Genomic DNA, 17,232 nt, shown 5'->3' on the forward strand with positions numbered 1-17,232 from the left:
CCTGCCAGGTCCAGATAGCCGCCCTGGCTGGCGTAGGCGTTTTGCATGTCCACCACGATCAGCGCGCTCTGCTCCGGCGCAAAGGTGATGGCTTCCGGGCGTGCGTTAAGGGTCGTCATTACGCCACCTCCTTCGTGACGGCAGGGATGTGGGCGCGGCACTGCATCAGCGGCTGGATGCGCTCGCCGAAGGTCTCCACGCCGGTCAGGAAATCATCGAAGGTCAGCAGGACGCCTTCCGCCCCGGGTACGGCCGCCACTTCGTCAAGCATTCTGGCCACGCTGGCATAAGAGCCGACCAGGGTGCCCATGTTGATATTGACCGCAGAGGTGGGGTCGGCCATCTGGCGCACGTTGGTATCCGCCCCGGAGCGGGTATCCTTCTGGCTCTGCTCGGTGAGCCAGCTCAGGGCCTCCTCGTCGGCACCGTCCTTATAGCACTCCCATTTCGCGCGCGCGGCGTCGTCGGTTTCGTCGGCGATCACCATAAACAGCACGTAGGAGCCCACGTCGCGTCCGGTCTTGTCGGCCGCCTCTTTCATGCGCGCGGCAGTCGGGGCGAAGGCGGCAGGCGTGTTCACGCCTTTACCGAAGCAGAAGTTGAAGTCAGCGTATTTGGCGGAGAATTCCATCCCCGCGTCGCTCTGCCCGGCGCAAATCACCTTCATCGGCTCCGACGGTTGCGGGCTGACGCGACAGTCGTTCATGGTAAAGAAGTCACCCTTGAAATCGCTTTTGCCTGTACCCCACAGATCGCGCAGCACCTGCACGTATTCGGTCAGGTAGTCGTAGCGACGCGAGAAGTAGTCGTCACCCGGCCAGAGCCCCATCTGCTCGTATTCGGGTTTTTGCCAGCCGGTGACCAGGTTGACGCCAAAGCGCCCGCCGGAGATGGAGTCGATGGTGGAGGCCATGCGCGCTACGATCGCTGGCGGTAAGGTGAGGGTGGCGGCGGTGGCGTAGATTTGGATCCGCGAGGTGACCGCGGCCAGCCCGGCCATCAGGGTAAAGGACTCCAGGTTGTGATCCCAGAATTCGGTTTTGCCGCCAAAGCCGCGCAGCTTGATCATCGAAAGCGCAAAGTCGAAATGGTAGTGCTCCGCTTTCTGCACGATAGCTTTATTCAGCTCAAAGGTCGGCATGTATTGCGGTGCGGTGGTCGAGATAAGCCAGCCGTTGTTGCCGATGGGTACAAATACGCCAATTTTCATCACGAACCTCTCTTCATTTCAGTGTGGGGTGAAAGTCAGACGTGGCGCTGCATCCTGCATATCCTGTTCAGCCTCGTGAAAAGGGATTTGCAAAGGGGATGCCAGTTTTTAAAATTGCTTTGTTATTAATGTGTTAATTAGGGGTTGGTGAATTGGGTGTAAATAAAGTGGACTAAATGGTCAAAAGAAATGCACACAAAGCAGGCAACGGTGCGCGATGGCGGTGCAGGGTCGGTGAGGGCAGTGCAGCACGATCCCTGTGCGGGCCGGGATTGCAGGTTAGCGTTTATTGTGGCTTCAGGTATAAAAACGTCTTTACTTAGTTGCTGGTTTAGCATTAACCACTGTCTCCTTACCTTTGATAGCATTATCTAATATTTTAGAGAATAGTTGTGCGTAGGCATTTTGGTCTATGGCATTTGAACCATAAGCCATGCATAGCGAGAAGCTAGACGATAATACAAATAAAGCCGATGACATTTCATCGTCTTTATTCAGAACAACCACATCAGAAGTATCTTGAGCATTACGTTTCCCTGTAATAGATACTTTCGGTACGGTGATTGTAGCTTCTGTATTGCGGATTTTTTTTAATGCTTCTGCAGCTTGAGATGGAAGAGTACAAAGTACTGGTTCAAAGTGTGCTGTATCACCCTTCCGGTAGAGGACATAAGATAAATTTTTCATAGGATTGGTTAAAATTAATTTACCTTGCACTCTGCAATTGCTATCTCTGTGGTGTAAAATTCCATTAGCATCCTTATAATCATCGCAATTATATGAAGCTTGATTGGTAATCGCTAAAATATCAGTTTCCTTAGGTGCCTCTGAGGTGCACCCACTTAAAATTAAACTAGCCAAAACAATAGAGGGAGAAATTAATTTGTTTGAGTCTGAGAGAATGCGTAAATAAAAGCAAAAGTAAGTCGACATGGGTGACTCCAATCAAAATGATAATTAAAATAACAGGCGGTCTCTATATCACATAACTATAGCCATTCAAAAAAATTATTCACTAGCACATTAGTTGTAGTTAATTAAATGGGTTCAATCTTTATTCACCATTGAGGGACCCTGATGGCTGAACATGTTACGGAGTTAGCCAACGTTTTTATTTCATTGCATAAGCCTGGATGAGTCTCCACAACAACCGACCCATAGGTAATCGATAGATATCGCTATGAGCATCCCCACCTGTTCCAAAGGAATTGTATTGTGTAATTCCGTTTGATGTATCAATGTAATCAATAACTCTTGCCCCATTAATACCGTTAAGAGGATTTATACATTTTTCTGATGTATCACCACGGTTGCATAGTGAAAATTTACCTTTTTTTTCTGTAGCTGATGTATCTGAGGCAGTCATACAGTGAAATGTTCCCGAGTAAACTGGTTGCGTACAAGCTTTCACATAACTTTTCACTGCTCCTGCAGGGTCAGTCCATTTCGCAAATTTTACTGCTGAGTCGAATTTCGATGCTGTTAATACTAATTTAGTATTACCCAACCTCATGTAATCTCTGTATGGCGCTCCTTCTTCACTTAACCCTGGAAAGAACCTGTTGATACTCATGGCACCCTGCAATGACACAGCTAAATTTACAGGGCTCGAGACCGTTGTGTCATTTTTTATTAATGGACTGCTAAATAGCGCTCGAGTCATAGCGCGAGCACCGAAACTATGACCAATGGCGATGACAGGAAGTTTGATGCCTGATTCGCTCATACTCTCAGGTATAGTTTGATTGATAATTTTATTGAGCCAGATGAGACCCAGTTCGTCCGCATCGTTTGCTTTGTTTAGGTAACTAGCAACATTATCAAGTCTAGTGGACCAATATGAAGGCCAGGTAATACCAATTACGAGCGGCCTAAAAGAAAGGTTATTTTTTTCGGAGGGCTTTATTACTCGTACTCTGGGAATTAGCATGTTACTTGCGGGACTTGAAGGGTTTTCTTTAACATCATCCTGTTGTTCAAGAGAGGCTGTTATTATATTTCCAGTAATGTCATTAAAATTACGAATTGCGTCACTTTGAGACGTATTCCAACCCATGACGATGATCAGGATATGGCTATAACCGCCACTTTTAAGATCATGCTTGAGATTGCTTTTAAGCGCAGTAAGCCCAACGTCACTATTTTTATAAAATGAGTATAATTTAGCGTCATTTGCATCTTTAATCGAACTTGAAATGTCACATGCATTCCACCCGCTTATTTTAGCTATGTCGACATTTGATTTATCAACCAACTCTTTTGATATATAGGAGTTATAAACAAAACAGTAATTACTAGTAATATAAGGAGTGACTGATTTTTCATTTATGATATTAAAGTCATTTTTTATGATATGAGAGATAAACATGGATTTTATATTGTATTTTGTAAGTGGTTTTATTTCACTTGGTCCGCCAATAATTCCTTTTGGTGATTTTTCAACCCCAATGATATATCCGGGGCTGTGAAGGGCTATACCTGAAGGATAATATAACATTGAATGAAAACTTCGAGTGGTTGAGTCATTGAGCTCAAGTTTTTTTTCATAAGGAGCCATTACCGTATCAGCATTGCTACAGCTGCTGGCAGCAGAACAAAACATGATGGTGAAAATTTTTGATAATTTCATGTGCTTTTACCCAATCAAGTGCTGTGATTTGAATTTTTTTGAATGCAATAATTCATAAACAATAGAATCTATTTATAAAAATACCTTAATATCACTTAAAAACAATTCAATGTGTTAAAGAATAAATGTGATTTGTTCTCATGCCCCCCATCAAATAGTTTTCTAATCATAAAAGCACAGTGCTTCAAGTTCGAGTAGGTAACTTCATTAAACTTAGACCTGCTTAAAAACAACTCCAGTGATTTCCGGTTAGAAATGAAAATAACATTAAAATACTGAGTTTTATTTTTATTGTGGTGTTTAATTTCATGGCATTAAACTCTTTCAGGATTTTATTGATTTTACTTTGGTAGAATAGAAAGCTTTAACAATAGATTCATTCTCCAAATGAATAAATGGTGTATTGAAAAAAACATCAGTCTGTTTCTAAAAAAATTTATGGTTCATATAGTTTTAGCAACCGCACCAGGCACTAAGCGGACCGTCTACAGGACCGAGTAGTCAGCGATAAAGAAGGGGTAACAGCATTCGCACCTGAACTCCCACAACAGCTTGTCTTTTTTCGATTTTGCTCAGAGCCTGCACCCCAAAATGTCGAGAGAAAGCAGGGCTTTTGCTATGCTATGGCAAACCAATAAGGAGAGCGGGAATGACACAAGGCGCAGTGAAAACACCGGGTAAACGTTCACAGGCGGTGAGTGCGAAAAAGCAGGCTATTCTGAGCGCGGCGCTGGATACGTTTTCGCAATTTGGCATCCACGGCACGCGCCTGGAGCAGGTGGCGGAGCAGTCCGGGGTATCCAAAACCAATCTGCTCTACTACTACCCGTCGAAGGAGGCGCTCTATATTGCGGTGATGCAGCAGATCCTCGATATCTGGCTGGCGCCGCTGAAAGCGTTCCGCGCAGAGCTGGCCCCGCTGGTGGCGATCAAGGAGTATATTCGCCTGAAGCTGGAGGTGTCGCGCGATTACCCGCAGGCATCAAGGCTATTCTGTCTTGAGATGCTGCAGGGCGCGCCGCTGTTGCAGGCGGAACTCACCGGAGATTTAAAGCAGCTGGTGGACGATAAATCGGCCATTATCGCCGGATGGGTCGCCAGCGGAAAGTTGGCCCCGGTCGATCCGCATCATCTGATCTTTATGATTTGGGCCTCCACCCAGCATTACGCTGATTTTGCGGCCCAGGTTGAAGCAGTGACCGGCAAAACGCTTCAGGACGAGGCGTTTTTCCAGAGTACGCTGGATAACGTGCAGCGGATGATTATCGAAGGGATCCGTGTGCGCTAGTTTCCCTCACCCTAACCCTCTCCCACAGGGAGAGGGAATAGTTCCGTGCCTTGTCAGCCCGGAGGGCGAGGGCAGCTTAAGTCGCCCTCTTCACACTGCATCAGCGAGGCCAGAAACGCTTCGCGCTCGACCGTTTTCTCCGCCAGGCACTGGTTAACAATCATTGGCTGGACGCTTCCGCCTTCCGTCCCCGAACCGATAAACGCGCAGTCCGCATCGCGCAGGGTAATCCACGCCTGCTGCGCTTTTTTCAGCAGGTCGCGCTGGGGGGCTGCCGCGCGTTTGATGGCGGCCTGATACGTCTGGTTGAGCTTTTTATCGGCAGCCTGGTACTGCTGCGCGCTACAGGTATTCAGTTCAAGCTGGGTGGTCGCTTTGTCGCACTCGTCGGCCAGCGCGCTGGCGCTGAGCAGCAGTGCTGCGCCTGCGATAAGATATCGTTTCATACACTCCCCAATAAAATAAGGCTCCGTCTCCGGAGCCTTATTAGCACAGCGTTAGCCGATTGTCATCAGGCTGGCGTTACCTCCCGCCGCCGCGGTGTTGACGCTGAGCGAGCGCTCAACGTACAGACGCTCCAGCAGCAGGTTGGTTTCCCCGCGCGCAAAGCCCTGCACGGAAACGATGGCACCGCTGCGGGCCGCAACCTGCTCGCACAGTTCGCGCAACTGGTCGGAATCACCGTGGTAGATCACTGCATCAAACGGCTGCGTCAGCAGCGCATCGGCCTTCGCAAAGCGAATGCGGGCCGAGACCGCTTTCGGCAGCTGTTTGGCGAGATCGCGATGCAGCGCATCTTCCGGCCACAGCACTTCACAACCGGTTGCCATTGCGGCAGCCAGCTGCACCAGCGCGTCCTGCTCGTTATCGGCCACGCACAGTACGCGCTCGCGCGGCATCAGCCTCCAGGTGTTGCGCTCGCCGGTTGGACCCGGCAGCAGACGCTGGGTGCCCGCCTGCGCCAGTTCGCCGTACTGCCGGGCGACGGCACGCAGTTCGGGACGCTTTTCCGCCCAGGCGATCAGCGCCTCCAGCGGCTGGGTCAGCACGGGTTTTCACCTGTATATCCACCGGATAGTGTGCGTCCTGACGCGCCAGGGTCACGCCCAGGGCGTTCTCCGGACGGTTAGCCAGCAGACGGTACAGGTAGAGCGGGCCACCCGCTTTCGGACCGGTGCCGGAGAGACCTTCACCGCCAAACGGCTGCACGCCCACGACCGCGCCAACCATGTTGCGGTTGACGTACAGGTTGCCGACTTTGGCATTGCCGGTGACCTGCGCAATGGTTTCGTCAATACGGGTATGCACGCCGAGCGTCAGGCCGTAGCCGGAGGCGTTGATCTGCTCAACCAGCTCGTTCAGGTTGTTACGGTTGTAGCGCACCACATGCAGTACCGGACCGAAGACCTCTTTTTTCAGCTCGTCGAAGCTTGCCAGCTCAATCAGCGTTGGCGGCACAAAGGTGCCGGTCCGCCATTCGCGGGCATCTTCGCTGTTCTCGCGCACCGCCTGGAACACCGGACGGCCTTTCGCGCGCATGGTCTGAATGTGGTTTTCGATATTGGCTTTGGCTTCCGCGTCGATCACCGGCCCGATGTCGGTGGTGAGACGGCCCGGGTTGCCCATACGGCATTCGGCCATCGCGCCGCGCAGCATTTTCAGCGTGTGATCCGCGACGTCGTCCTGCAGGCACAGCACGCGCAATGCGGAGCAGCGCTGACCGGCGCTGTCGAACGCAGAGGCCAGCACGTCGACCACCACCTGCTCGGTGAGCGCCGAGGAGTCAACGATCATGGCGTTCATCCCGCCGGTTTCCGCGACGAGCGGAGTAGGACGACCCTGCGCATCCAGACGGGTAGCAATGTTGCGCTGCAGCAGGGAGGCTACTTCGGTCGAACCGGTAAACATCACGCCGCGCACGCGGTTATCGGAGGTCAGTTTGGCGCCGACGGTTTCACCGCGGCCCGGCAGCAGCTGAACCACGCCCGCAGGCACGCCGGCTTCCAGAAGAATGTTGATACCCTGTGCGGCAATCAGCGGGGTCTGCTCTGCCGGTTTTGCCAGCACGCTGTTGCCTGCGGCAAGCGCGGCGGCTATCTGGCCGGTGAAGATCGCCAGCGGGAAGTTCCACGGGCTGATACATACGACCGGACCCAGCGGACGGTGGGTTTCGTTATCGAAATCATCGCGTACCTGACCGGCGTAGTAGTGCAGGAAATCGACGGCCTCGCGCACTTCGGCGATGGCGTTGCTGAAGGTTTTACCCGCTTCGCGCACCAGAATGCCGATGAGCGACTGCATCTGATCTTCCATCAGCACCGCGGCGCGTTCCAGAATGGCGGCACGCTCCTGCGGCGGCGTGGCGAACCAGATTGGGGCGTTATTCACCGCGCTTTCCAGCGCCCGGTCAACTTCCGCTTCGGTGGCTTCACGCACGTAGCCGACGATATCTTTTGGCTCTGCCGGGTTAATGACCGGCTGCATTTCGCCGTCAGCAACGGACTGTTCCAGGATCGGCTTCGCCTGCCATTTCTGCAATGCGCTGTTGAGCAGGGCAGAGGAGAGCGACGCCAGACGATGTTCGTTGGCGAGATCCAGACCCGCCGAGTTGACGCGGCCTGCGCCATACAGCTCGCGCGGCAGGGCAATCTTCGGATGCGGCAGGCCAATCTGGCCTTCCTGCGCCGCCATCTTCTCTACGGCCTGCACCGGATCGGCAACCAGCTCGTCCAGCGGCAGGGTGGTGTCGGCGATGCGGTTAACGAAGGAGGTGTTCGCGCCGTTTTCCAGCAGACGACGCACCAGGTATGCCAGCAGGGTTTCGTGGGTTCCCACCGGGGCATAGATGCGGCACGGGCGGTTCAGCTTGCCGTCTGCCACTTTACCGGTGACCTGCTCGTACAGCGGTTCACCCATGCCGTGCAGGCACTGGAACTCGTACTGGCCCGGATAGTAGTTCTGTCCCGCCAGGCTGTAGATTGCCGCCAGGGTGTGGGCGTTATGGGTAGCGAACTGCGGATAGATCAGGTTCGGCACGCCGAGCAGCTTTTTCGCACAGGCGAGGTAAGAGACGTCGGTGTAAACCTTGCGGGTATAGACCGGATAGCCTTCCAGACCTTCCATCTGGGCGCGTTTGATTTCGCTGTCCCAGTAGGCACCTTTCACCAGACGGATCATCAGGCGACGGCGGCTGCGGCTTGCCCGGTCAATCAGGTAATCAATGACGAACGGACAGCGCTTCTGGTAAGCCTGGATCACGAAGCCGATGCCGTTCCAGCCTGCCAGCTCCGGCTCGAAGCACAGTTTTTCCAGCAGATCGAGGGAGATCTCCAGACGATCGGCCTCTTCGGCGTCGATATTAATGCCGATGTCATACTGGCGCGCCAGCAGGGTCAGGGACTTCAGGCGCGGGTAGAGCTCTTCCATCACCCGGTCGTACTGCGCGCGGCTGTAGCGCGGGTGAAGAGCGGAAAGCTTAATGGAGATGCCCGGGCCTTCGTAAATACCGCGACCGTTGGACGCTTTACCGATGGCGTGAATCGCCTGCTGGTAAGAGACCATGTAGGCCTGCGCGTCGGTGGCGGTCAGCGCCGCTTCGCCCAGCATGTCGTAGGAGTAACGGAAACCTTTATCTTCCAGCTTGCGGGCGTTCGCCAGCGCTTCGGCAATGGTTTCCCCGGTGACGAACTGCTCGCCCATCAGGCGCATCGCCATGTCCACGCCTTTGCGGATCAGCGGCTCGCCGCTCTTACCGATAATGCGGTTCAGGGAGCGGGAGAGGTTGGCTTCGTTATGGGTGGAGACCAGTTTGCCGGTAAACAGCAGGCCCCATGTCGCGGCGTTGACGAACAGCGACGGGCTGCGGCCAATGTGGGAATGCCAGTTGCCGTTGCTGATCTTGTCGCGGATCAGCGCGTCGCGGGTGGCTTTATCCGGAATACGCAGCAGCGCTTCCGCCAGGCACATCAGCGCCACGCCTTCCTGTGAAGAGAGGGAAAACTCCTGCAGCAGACCCTGAACCATCCCGGCGCGGCCGGTGGCGGTTTTCTGGTTGCGCCGCTTGTCGGCTAACTGATACGCCAGGCTGTGCGCCTGCGCGGCAATGGCTTCCGGCAGGCGAGCCTGCTCCAGCAGCATTGGCACGGCGTCGGTTTCGGCGCGGCGGTAGGCGCCGGTAATGGCGGCACGGCTGACGGACTGCGGCAGGATCTGCTCGGCGAATTCGAGGAACGGCTGATGGTTCTCGTCGCCAGCGGCTGGCGCTTCCTCGCTTTCGTTCGCTGCACCGGCCAGCAGGGCAGGCAGTTCCGGCAGACCTTCATCGCTCTCGAGCCTTTCAAGATAGTTAAAAATCGCCTGCTTAATTAACCAGTGCGGCGTGCGGTCAATGCGGGTTGCTGCGGTCTTAATCCGTTCGCGGGTGGCGTCATCCAGCTTAACCCCCATGGTGGTCATACCCATGCCAAAGCTCCTGTTGTTCTTTCATCGTGTTTGGTCGTTAGCGTGAAATATCCCCCATGTTGCAACTTTGTGCAACCGTGTTAAATGTGACCTGGTTTGCAACCCGGAAAATGAATGGATTGTTAACGAATGGTTAGCTGGAAAAACGCACTGGCTTTTGGGCGGGAAGCCTGTTTTTATGCGGGAGTTAACACTTTTAAAAGGTGCAACCCGTAAAAGCGTGAGCGAGTGCAACCTATAGGAAACTCGTATCAAACCAGGGATGAAATTGATGTAAATGCAGTGTTAAATCGTTTGTCAGCGGGATGCGCATACGGCAGGATAGCGCGCCCAACAGAAACACAAGATACATTCACCTCGTTCCGGTGATCATATAACAAGGCAGCCCGGATGGTTGTCGCTCGACATTTTGGAGAATTTGAATGGCTATTAGCACACCGATGCTGGTGACATTTCTCGTTTATATATTTGGCATGATCCTGATAGGGTTTTTGGCATGGCGTTCAACAAAGAACTTTGACGACTACATTCTGGGCGGACGCAGTTTAGGCCCGATGGTGACCGCGCTCTCTGCGGGCGCTTCCGACATGAGCGGCTGGCTGTTGATGGGCCTGCCGGGCGCGATTTTCATCTCCGGTATCTCTGAAAGCTGGATTGCCATCGGTCTGACCGTCGGCGCGTGGATCAACTGGAAGCTGGTGGCAGGCCGTCTGCGCGTACATACCGAGGCCAATAATAACGCCCTGACACTGCCGGATTACTTCACCGGACGCTTTGAAGATAACAGCCGCGTTCTGCGCATTATCTCCGCGGTGGTTATTCTGCTGTTCTTCACCATCTACTGTGCCTCCGGCATCGTGGCCGGTGCGCGCCTGTTCGAAAGCACCTTCGGCATGAGCTATGAAACCGCTCTGTGGGCCGGTGCTGCGGCGACCATCCTCTATACCTTTGTGGGCGGTTTCCTGGCCGTGAGCTGGACCGACACCGTGCAGGCGAGCCTGATGATCTTCGCCCTGATCCTGACCCCGGTGATTGTGATTTTCACCGTTGGCGGCTTTGGTGATTCGCTGGAAGTGATCAAGCAGAAGAGCATTGAAAACGTCGACATGCTGAAAGGACTGAACTTCGTTGCCATCGTCTCCCTGATGGGCTGGGGCCTGGGCTACTTCGGTCAGCCGCATATTCTGGCGCGCTTTATGGCGGCGGATTCTCACCACACCATCGTTCATGCCCGTCGCATCAGCATGACGTGGATGATCCTGTGTCTGGCAGGGGCGTGTGCGGTCGGCTTCTTCGGTATCGCGTACTTCAACAACAACCCGGCGCAGGCGGGCGCGGTGAACCAGAACGCCGAGCGCGTGTTCATCGAGCTGGCGCAGATTCTGTTTAACCCGTGGATTGCCGGTATTCTCCTCTCTGCAATCCTGGCGGCGGTGATGTCCACCCTGAGCTGCCAGCTGCTGGTCTGCTCCAGTGCGATCACCGAAGACCTCTACAAAGCCTTCCTGCGTAAAAACGCGAGCCAGAAAGAGCTGGTCTGGGTAGGGCGCTTTATGGTGCTGGTGGTGGCGCTGATTGCCATCGCGCTGGCGGCCAACCCGAATAACCGCGTACTGGGTCTGGTGAGCTATGCCTGGGCGGGATTCGGTGCGGCATTTGGTCCGGTCGTGCTGTTCTCCGTCATGTGGTCACGTATGACCCGTAACGGTGCGCTGGCGGGGATGATCATCGGTGCGGTTACCGTTATCGTCTGGAAACAGTTCGCGTGGCTGGGCCTGTACGAAATCATTCCGGGCTTCATTTTCGGCAGTATCGGTATCGTGGTGTTCAGCCTGCTGGGTAAAGCACCGTCAGCCTCTATGCAGAAACGCTTTGCTGAAGCCGACGCGCACTACCACACTGCGCCACCGTCTAAACTTCAGGCAGAATAATTTTCCCACGTAACACCGTAGGCCGGGTAAGCGAAAGCGCACCCGGCTTTTTTCTTGCCAAAATCCGTATTTTCCTGTGATATCCATGTGCTTATAACAATGAGGATAGCGAAGCATGACCATCAAAACAGGGGTAATGGCAGCGGCATTATTGATGCTGGCGGGCTGCAACGCGCCATCGCAACATGCGGCGGTAGAGACCTGCAAAGCGGATAACCAGATGCAGCAAACCACGCTCTATTTCGGACTGAATCGTCCGGCCGGGGCGCAGATTACCGGCAACGAATGGCAGCAGTTTGTTGACCAGGACGTGACGCCGCGTTTTCGCGATGGCTTAACGGTATTTGATGCGCGCGGGCAGTGGCTGGGGAACGACGGGAAAGTGGCGCGTGAGCCGAGCAAGGCATTGATGCTGATCCACGGTAAAGATGCGCAGAGCGAGAAGAACATCGAAGCGTTACGCGGGATTTATAAATCACGCTTCGCGCAGGAGTCGGTGATGCGGGTCGACCAGCCGGTGTGCGTGCAGTTTTAATGAAAACGGCGGGATAACCCGCCGTTGTTGTATCGTAGGCCCGCGCAAGCGAAGCGCCGCCGGGCACAAACGGCACAAAACTTACAACACCAACCCCGCAAAGCTCGCCGACAGCAGGCTCACCAGCGTCGCGCCATACACCAGACGCAGACCAAACCGCGATACCACGTTGCCCTGCTGCTCGTTCAGGCCCTTAATCGCCCCGGCGACGATACCGATTGAGGCAAAGTTAGCAAACGACACCAGGAAGACGGACAAAATACCCAGCCCGCGAGGGGACATCTGATGGGCGATTTTTTGCAGCTCGATCATCGCCACAAATTCATTCGCCACCAGCTTGGTTGCCATAATACTGCCCGCGTTTAAGGCATCGCTCAGCGGGATCCCCACCAGCCAGGCCAGGGGATAAAACACATAGCCCAGGATCTGCTGGAAGCTCATGCCAAATACGCTGGAGAAGAGGGCGTTAACGGCGCTAATAAGCGCGATAAAGCCAATCAGCATCGCCAGAATAATCATCGCCACCTTAAAACCGGCCAGAATATACTCGCCGAGCATTTCAAAGAAGCTTTGCGATTCATGCAGCTTTTCGAGCTTGATATCCGGCTCCGCTTCCGGGCGCACCGGGTTGATGACGGAGAGAATAATAAAGGTGCTGAACATATTCAGAATAAGCGCCGCGACGACAAATTTGGCGTCGAGCATGGTCATATAGGCACCGACTATCGACAGGGAGACCGTCGACATGGCCGTGGCCGCCATGGTGAAGAGACGACGTGAGGAGAGATCGCCCAGCACGCCTTTGTAGGCAATGAAGTTTTCCGACTGACCGAGGATCAGCGAACTTACCGCGTTAAAGGATTCCAGCTTGCCCATACCGTTCAGTTTTGACAGCACTGTCCCGATGACGCGAATAAAAATTGGCAGGATCCGCCAGTGCTGAAGAATACCAATCAGTGCGGAAATAAAAATAATCGGACACAGCACGCCGAGGAAAATGAATGCCAGCCCTTTTTCACCCATTCCGCCAAAGACGAAATTCGTCCCTTCGGCCGCAAATTTAAGCAGCGATTCAAAGAAACCGGAGACATATTTAATAATAAACAGACCGCTTTCTGCGTGCAGGAAAAAGAATGCCAGCGCGATTTCAATAACAATCAGCTGTACAACAAAACGAATGCGAATTTTTCGGCGGTCGAAACTCACCAGCCAGGCAAGCGCAAGAATAATCACCAGCGCCAGCAGGAAATGGATAATCTTAAACATGGTTTATTTTCAGTTAGTTTTCGAGGTGGATATTTAGCCACAGCGCTGATTAACCGTAAATGGGCATTTTCGTTATAACTTATAAACGCAATCGTAACGGATGGAATTATTATCCTGCGATGCGGTTACAACTCGTCATCAAAAGGCCACATATTTCGCTTGTTTTTCTTCTTGCCGTAATGATAATCACTATCACAAGAATTTACCTTTCTTTGCATCAGTTGACCGCGATAAACATTTAAGGTGTCGGCATGTTTGTTCCATTTCTCATTATGTTACGTGAAGGCCTTGAAGCGGCCCTGATTGTCAGCCTTATCGCCAGCTATCTGAAGCGAACCCAGCGCGGACGCTGGATTGGCGTCATGTGGGTTGGCGTCTTCCTTGCCGCGGCGCTCTGCCTGGGCCTGGGTATCCTCATCAATGAAACCACCGGCGAATTCCCGCAGAAAGAACAAGAGCTTTTCGAAGGGATCGTCGCCGTGATTGCGGTGGTAATCCTCACCTGGATGGTGTTCTGGATGCGTAAAGTCTCCCGCAACGTGAAGGTGCAGCTGGAGCAGGCGGTAGACAATGCCCTGCAGAAGGGGAACAACCACGGCTGGGCGCTGATCCTGATGGTCTTTTTTGCCGTTGCGCGTGAGGGGCTGGAATCGGTCTTCTTCCTGTTGGCGGCCTTTCAACAGGATGTCGGTATCTGGCCGCCGGTTGGCGCGATGCTCGGGCTGGCAACCGCGGTTGTGCTGGGCTTTCTGCTCTACTGGGGCGGCATTCGTCTCAATCTGGGCGCCTTCTTCAAGTGGACCAGCCTGTTTATTCTGCTGGTGGCGGCAGGGCTGGCGGCAGGAGCGATACGCGCCTTCCACGAGGCGGGCCCCTGGAACCACTTCCAGGACGTGGCGTTCGATCTCAGCAACGTTCTCTCCACCCATTCACTGACCGGTACCCTGCTTGAAGGTATCTTCGGCTATCAGGAAACGCCGAGCGTCAGCGAAGTGGCGATGTACTTTATCTATCTGGTTCCGGCGCTGGTGCTGTTCGCTATGCCGCCGCGTACCGGCACCCAGACGTCGCGCGTTGCGCCGTAATGTGTAATTTAGTTACAACATACTTTTAAAGGGAAGAGTCATGGCAATTCAGTTCCGTCGTAGTGCGTTATGCGCAGGCATTGCCGCGCTGTTCGCTTCTTCATTCTCTGCCTGGGGCGCTGATGTTCCTCAGGTCAAAGTGACCGTCAATGATAAACAGTGCGAGCCGATGACCATCACGGTCAACAGCGGCAAAACCCAGTTTATCATCCAGAACCACAGCCAGAAGGCGCTGGAGTGGGAGATCCTCAAAGGTGTAATGGCGGTGGAAGAGCGTGAAAACATCGCCCCTGGCTTCAGCCAGAAGATGACCGCCAACCTGCAGCCGGGTGAATACGACATGACCTGCGGCCTGCTGACCAATCCGAAAGGTAAGCTGATCGTCAAGGGCAACGCCACGAAGGATGCCGCGAAAGGCGAAGCGCTGCTGAGCCTGGGCGAGGCCATCACCGCCTATAAAGCCTACGTTACCAAAGAGACGGCGGACCTGGTTGCGGGCACCAAAGCCTTTACCGATGCGGTGAAAGCCGGGGATATCGAAAAAGCGAAATCCCTGTACGCGCCAACCCGTCAGCACTACGAGCGCATCGAGCCGATTGCCGAGCTGTTCTCTGACCTCGATGGTAGCATCGATGCCCGTGAGGACGATTACGAGCAGAAGGCCGCCGATCCGAAATTTACCGGCTTCCACCGACTGGAAAAAGCCCTGTTTGGCGACAACTCCACCAAAGGGATGGAGAAATACGCCGGGCAGTTGAACGGCGACGTGCTGGAGCTGCAAAAGCGCATCAGCGAGCTGGCCTTCCCGCCGTCGAAAGTGGTTGGCGGCGCGGCCGGTCTGATTGAAGAAGTGGCTGCAAGCAAAATCAGCGGTGAAGAAGATCGATACAGCCACACCGACCTGTGGGACTTCCAGGCCAATGTCGACGGCGCGCAGAAAATTGTCGATCTGCTGCGTCCTCAACTGCAAAAAGAGAACAGCGCACTGCTGGCCAAAGTGGATGCCAACTTCAAAAAAGTCGACACCATCCTGGCGAAGTACCGCACCAAAGACGGGTTCGAAACCTATGACAAACTGACCGACGCTGACCGTAACGCGCTGAAAGGCCCGATTACCACCCTGGCGGAAGATCTCTCCCTGCTGCGCGGCGTTCTGGGTCTGGACTAAGCACGATGAACAAGCATGACGAGCACGACGTGGCGGAACCTTCCCGACGTCGTTTGTTAAAAGGGGTAGGGGCGCTGGGCGGCGCGCTTGCCCTGGCAGGCGGCTGTCCGGTGGCGCATGCGGCTAAACCGCAGAGTGCTCCCGGCACGCTGTCGCCGGATGCGCGCATGGAGACGCAGCCGTTTTATGGCGAGCATCAGGCGGGCATTCTGACGCCGCAGCAGGCCTCCATGATGCTGGTGGCGTTTGATTCGCTGGCCAGCGATAAAGCCGATCTGGTGCGTCTGTTCCGCCTGCTGACGACGCGTATTGCGTTTCTCACCGCGGGCGGTCCGGCACCGGAAACGCCAAATCCGCGTTTGCCGCCGATGGACTCCGGTATTCTCGGGGCGTTTATCGCCCCGGATAACCTGACCATTACCGTTTCGGTGGGCGAGTCGTTGTTTGATGACCGCTACGGCCTGGCAAAACAGAAGCCGAAAGCGCTGCAAAAAATGACGCGCTTTCCAAATGACTCCCTCGACGCGGCGCTGTGCCACGGCGATCTGCTCCTGCAGATTTGCGCCAATACCCAGGACACGGTGATCCACGCCCTGCGCGATATCATCAAGCACACGCCGGATCTGCTGAGCGTGCGCTGGAAGCGGGAAGGGTTTATCTCTGACCACGCTGCCCGCAGCAAAGGCAAAGAGACGCCGGTGAACTTGCTGGGCTTTAAGGACGGCACGGCCAACCCGAACAGCAGCGATGCGGCACTGATGAAAGACGTGGTGTGGGTGACGGCGGATCAGGGCGAACCGGCATGGGCGGTGGGCGGCAGCTACCAGGCAGTACGCATTATTCAGTTCCACGTGGAGTTCTGGGACCGCACGCCGCTGAAAGAGCAGCAGACCATATTTGGCCGCGACAAGCAGAGCGGGGCACCGCTGGGCATGAAGCACGAGCACGATGTGCCGGACTACGCGAGCGATCCTGACGGGAATACCATCGCGCTCGACAGCCACATTCGCCTTGCGAACCCGCGCACCAAAGAGACGCAGTCGAGCCTGATGATGCGTCGTGGCTACAGCTATTCGTTAGGCGTCACCAACTCTGGTCAGCTTGATATGGGGCTGCTGTTTGTCTGCTATCAGCACGATCTGGAGAAAGGGTTCCTCACCGTACAGAAGCGGTTAAACGGCGAAGCGCTGGAAGAGTATATTAAGCCCATCGGCGGCGGTTATTTCTTTGCCCTGCCTGGCCCGCGCGACCAGAACGCGTACCTCGCTCAAGGGCTGATCGAAGCCTGATAATCGTCCCTGCGATAGTTCGCGGGGACATTATTTTTTCATATGACTATCTTGTTGTTATATTTCTGTAATATTTCTATATAAGACTGAATCCACTGCAGGTGCAGTCTTAAAAGTTGCATTCAGGTAAAATAAATGTTGCATTTATGATAACTCCTGATGTACTTAAGATAAGACAGCGGTAGTTCCCGGCAGTGATGCTGAATCACTATGGAGATCGCGAATGGTTGGGTCCTGTACTGGACAAGGTAAACATAACAACCGCAGCACCCGGCGCGGAGGCTCAGACTCCGGCAGCGATTTCCTCACCACTAAATTCTCCCCTTCACCTCAAGAATCTGATTCCACCGACGTGCAGACTGGTGCGCGT

The 17,232-nt window shown here is 54.2% G+C and carries 11 protein-coding genes and 2 pseudogenes; 6 read left to right on the forward strand and 7 right to left on the reverse strand.

Translation table 11 applies throughout. The annotated features are described in order from the left end of the window. The 4 genes and pseudogenes from ENTMO_RS26505 to ENTMO_RS0109005 all read right to left on the reverse strand — a co-directional run. Window positions 1–119: pseudogene (locus ENTMO_RS26505) on the reverse strand (pyrimidine utilization protein B); the annotation flags it as partial. After that, complete coding sequence (gene rutA / locus ENTMO_RS0109000; RefSeq protein WP_010429516.1) at window positions 119–1,210, reverse strand: pyrimidine utilization protein A; 1,092 nt, start codon at window positions 1,208–1,210, stop codon at window positions 119–121. The pseudogene ENTMO_RS26505 and the gene rutA, both read right to left, overlap by 1 nt. Before the next feature lie 315 nt (window positions 1,211–1,525). Further along, window positions 1,526–2,143 (reverse strand): hypothetical protein, encoded by a 618-nt coding sequence (locus tag ENTMO_RS26100; protein ID WP_157133711.1) that lies wholly within the window; start codon window positions 2,141–2,143, stop codon window positions 1,526–1,528. Between the two features lie 178 nt (window positions 2,144–2,321). Then, the gene (locus ENTMO_RS0109005) at window positions 2,322–3,839 is read right to left on the reverse strand and encodes a hypothetical protein (protein ID WP_202795936.1); all 1,518 of its coding nucleotides are present in this window, start codon (window positions 3,837–3,839) and stop codon (window positions 2,322–2,324) included. 649 nt (window positions 3,840–4,488) lie between these two features. Here ENTMO_RS0109005 and rutR point away from each other — a divergent pair. Then, window positions 4,489–5,127, forward strand: a complete 639-nt coding sequence (gene rutR / locus ENTMO_RS0109010) for an HTH-type transcriptional regulator RutR (protein ID WP_010429525.1) — start codon at window positions 4,489–4,491, stop codon at window positions 5,125–5,127. Between the two features lie 53 nt (window positions 5,128–5,180). On the opposite strand, the gene ENTMO_RS0109015 is transcribed toward rutR, so the two are convergent. Beyond that, window positions 5,181–5,573 carry a lysozyme inhibitor LprI family protein gene (locus ENTMO_RS0109015; protein WP_010429528.1) on the reverse strand — a complete coding sequence of 131 codons (393 nt, stop codon included), beginning with the start codon at window positions 5,571–5,573 and terminating at the stop codon, window positions 5,181–5,183. 51 nt (window positions 5,574–5,624) lie between these two features. After that, window positions 5,625–9,588 (reverse strand): annotated as a pseudogene (putA, locus tag ENTMO_RS23990) (trifunctional transcriptional regulator/proline dehydrogenase/L-glutamate gamma-semialdehyde dehydrogenase). Window positions 9,589–10,010: 422 nt separating this feature from the next. On the opposite strand from putA, the gene putP reads away from it, so the two are divergent. Together putP and ENTMO_RS0109030 are read left to right on the forward strand one after the other, a co-directional pair. Continuing rightward, on the forward strand, window positions 10,011–11,519 hold the full coding sequence (gene putP, locus ENTMO_RS0109025; protein ID WP_010429531.1) for a sodium/proline symporter PutP: 1,509 nt from the start codon (window positions 10,011–10,013) through the stop codon (window positions 11,517–11,519). A 115-nt stretch (window positions 11,520–11,634) separates the two neighbouring features. Continuing rightward, window positions 11,635–12,054, forward strand: a complete 420-nt coding sequence (locus tag ENTMO_RS0109030; RefSeq protein WP_010429533.1) for a DUF3574 domain-containing protein — start codon at window positions 11,635–11,637, stop codon at window positions 12,052–12,054. Between the two features lie 81 nt (window positions 12,055–12,135). Here ENTMO_RS0109030 and ENTMO_RS0109035 read toward each other — a convergent pair whose 3' ends face one another. Next, window positions 12,136–13,320 carry a NupC/NupG family nucleoside CNT transporter gene (locus ENTMO_RS0109035; protein WP_010429536.1) on the reverse strand — a complete coding sequence of 395 codons (1,185 nt, stop codon included), beginning with the start codon at window positions 13,318–13,320 and terminating at the stop codon, window positions 12,136–12,138. Window positions 13,321–13,571: 251 nt separating this feature from the next. Between ENTMO_RS0109035 and efeU the strand changes: the two genes are divergently transcribed. From efeU to efeB, 3 genes are read left to right on the forward strand one after another with little or no spacing between them, the layout of a single operon-like run. After that, window positions 13,572–14,405 (forward strand): iron uptake transporter permease EfeU, encoded by an 834-nt coding sequence (gene efeU / locus ENTMO_RS0109040; protein WP_010429539.1) that lies wholly within the window; start codon window positions 13,572–13,574, stop codon window positions 14,403–14,405. Between the two features lie 40 nt (window positions 14,406–14,445). Then, window positions 14,446–15,573 carry an iron uptake system protein EfeO gene (gene efeO, locus ENTMO_RS0109045; RefSeq protein ID WP_010429542.1) on the forward strand — a complete coding sequence of 376 codons (1,128 nt, stop codon included), beginning with the start codon at window positions 14,446–14,448 and terminating at the stop codon, window positions 15,571–15,573. 5 nt (window positions 15,574–15,578) lie between these two features. Further along, window positions 15,579–16,862, forward strand: coding sequence for an iron uptake transporter deferrochelatase/peroxidase subunit (gene efeB / locus ENTMO_RS0109050; protein ID WP_010429545.1), 1,284 nt, complete (start codon window positions 15,579–15,581; stop codon window positions 16,860–16,862). Window positions 16,863–17,232: the final 370 nt, after the last annotated feature.

Source organism: Enterobacter mori LMG 25706 (assembly GCF_000211415.1).
GTDB lineage: Bacteria > Pseudomonadota > Gammaproteobacteria > Enterobacterales > Enterobacteriaceae > Enterobacter > Enterobacter mori.

Excerpts from the sequence above, each read along its gene's own strand:
- efeO (WP_010429542.1), top strand. The coding sequence starts at position 14,446 with ATGGCAATTCAGTTCCGTCGTAGTGCGTTATGCGCAGGCATTGCCGCG.
- ENTMO_RS0109015 (WP_010429528.1), bottom strand. The coding sequence starts at position 5,573 with ATGAAACGATATCTTATCGCAGGCGCAGCACTGCTGCTCAGCGCCAGC.
- ENTMO_RS0109005 (WP_202795936.1), bottom strand. The coding sequence starts at position 3,839 with ATGAAATTATCAAAAATTTTCACCATCATGTTTTGTTCTGCTGCCAGC.
- efeU (WP_010429539.1), top strand. The coding sequence starts at position 13,572 with ATGTTTGTTCCATTTCTCATTATGTTACGTGAAGGCCTTGAAGCGGCC.
- putP (WP_010429531.1), top strand. The coding sequence starts at position 10,011 with ATGGCTATTAGCACACCGATGCTGGTGACATTTCTCGTTTATATATTT.
- ENTMO_RS0109030 (WP_010429533.1), top strand. The coding sequence starts at position 11,635 with ATGACCATCAAAACAGGGGTAATGGCAGCGGCATTATTGATGCTGGCG.
- rutR (WP_010429525.1), top strand. The coding sequence starts at position 4,489 with ATGACACAAGGCGCAGTGAAAACACCGGGTAAACGTTCACAGGCGGTG.
- rutA (WP_010429516.1), bottom strand. The coding sequence starts at position 1,210 with ATGAAAATTGGCGTATTTGTACCCATCGGCAACAACGGCTGGCTTATC.
- ENTMO_RS26100 (WP_157133711.1), bottom strand. The coding sequence starts at position 2,143 with ATGTCGACTTACTTTTGCTTTTATTTACGCATTCTCTCAGACTCAAAC.
- efeB (WP_010429545.1), top strand. The coding sequence starts at position 15,579 with ATGAACAAGCATGACGAGCACGACGTGGCGGAACCTTCCCGACGTCGT.
- ENTMO_RS0109035 (WP_010429536.1), bottom strand. The coding sequence starts at position 13,320 with ATGTTTAAGATTATCCATTTCCTGCTGGCGCTGGTGATTATTCTTGCG.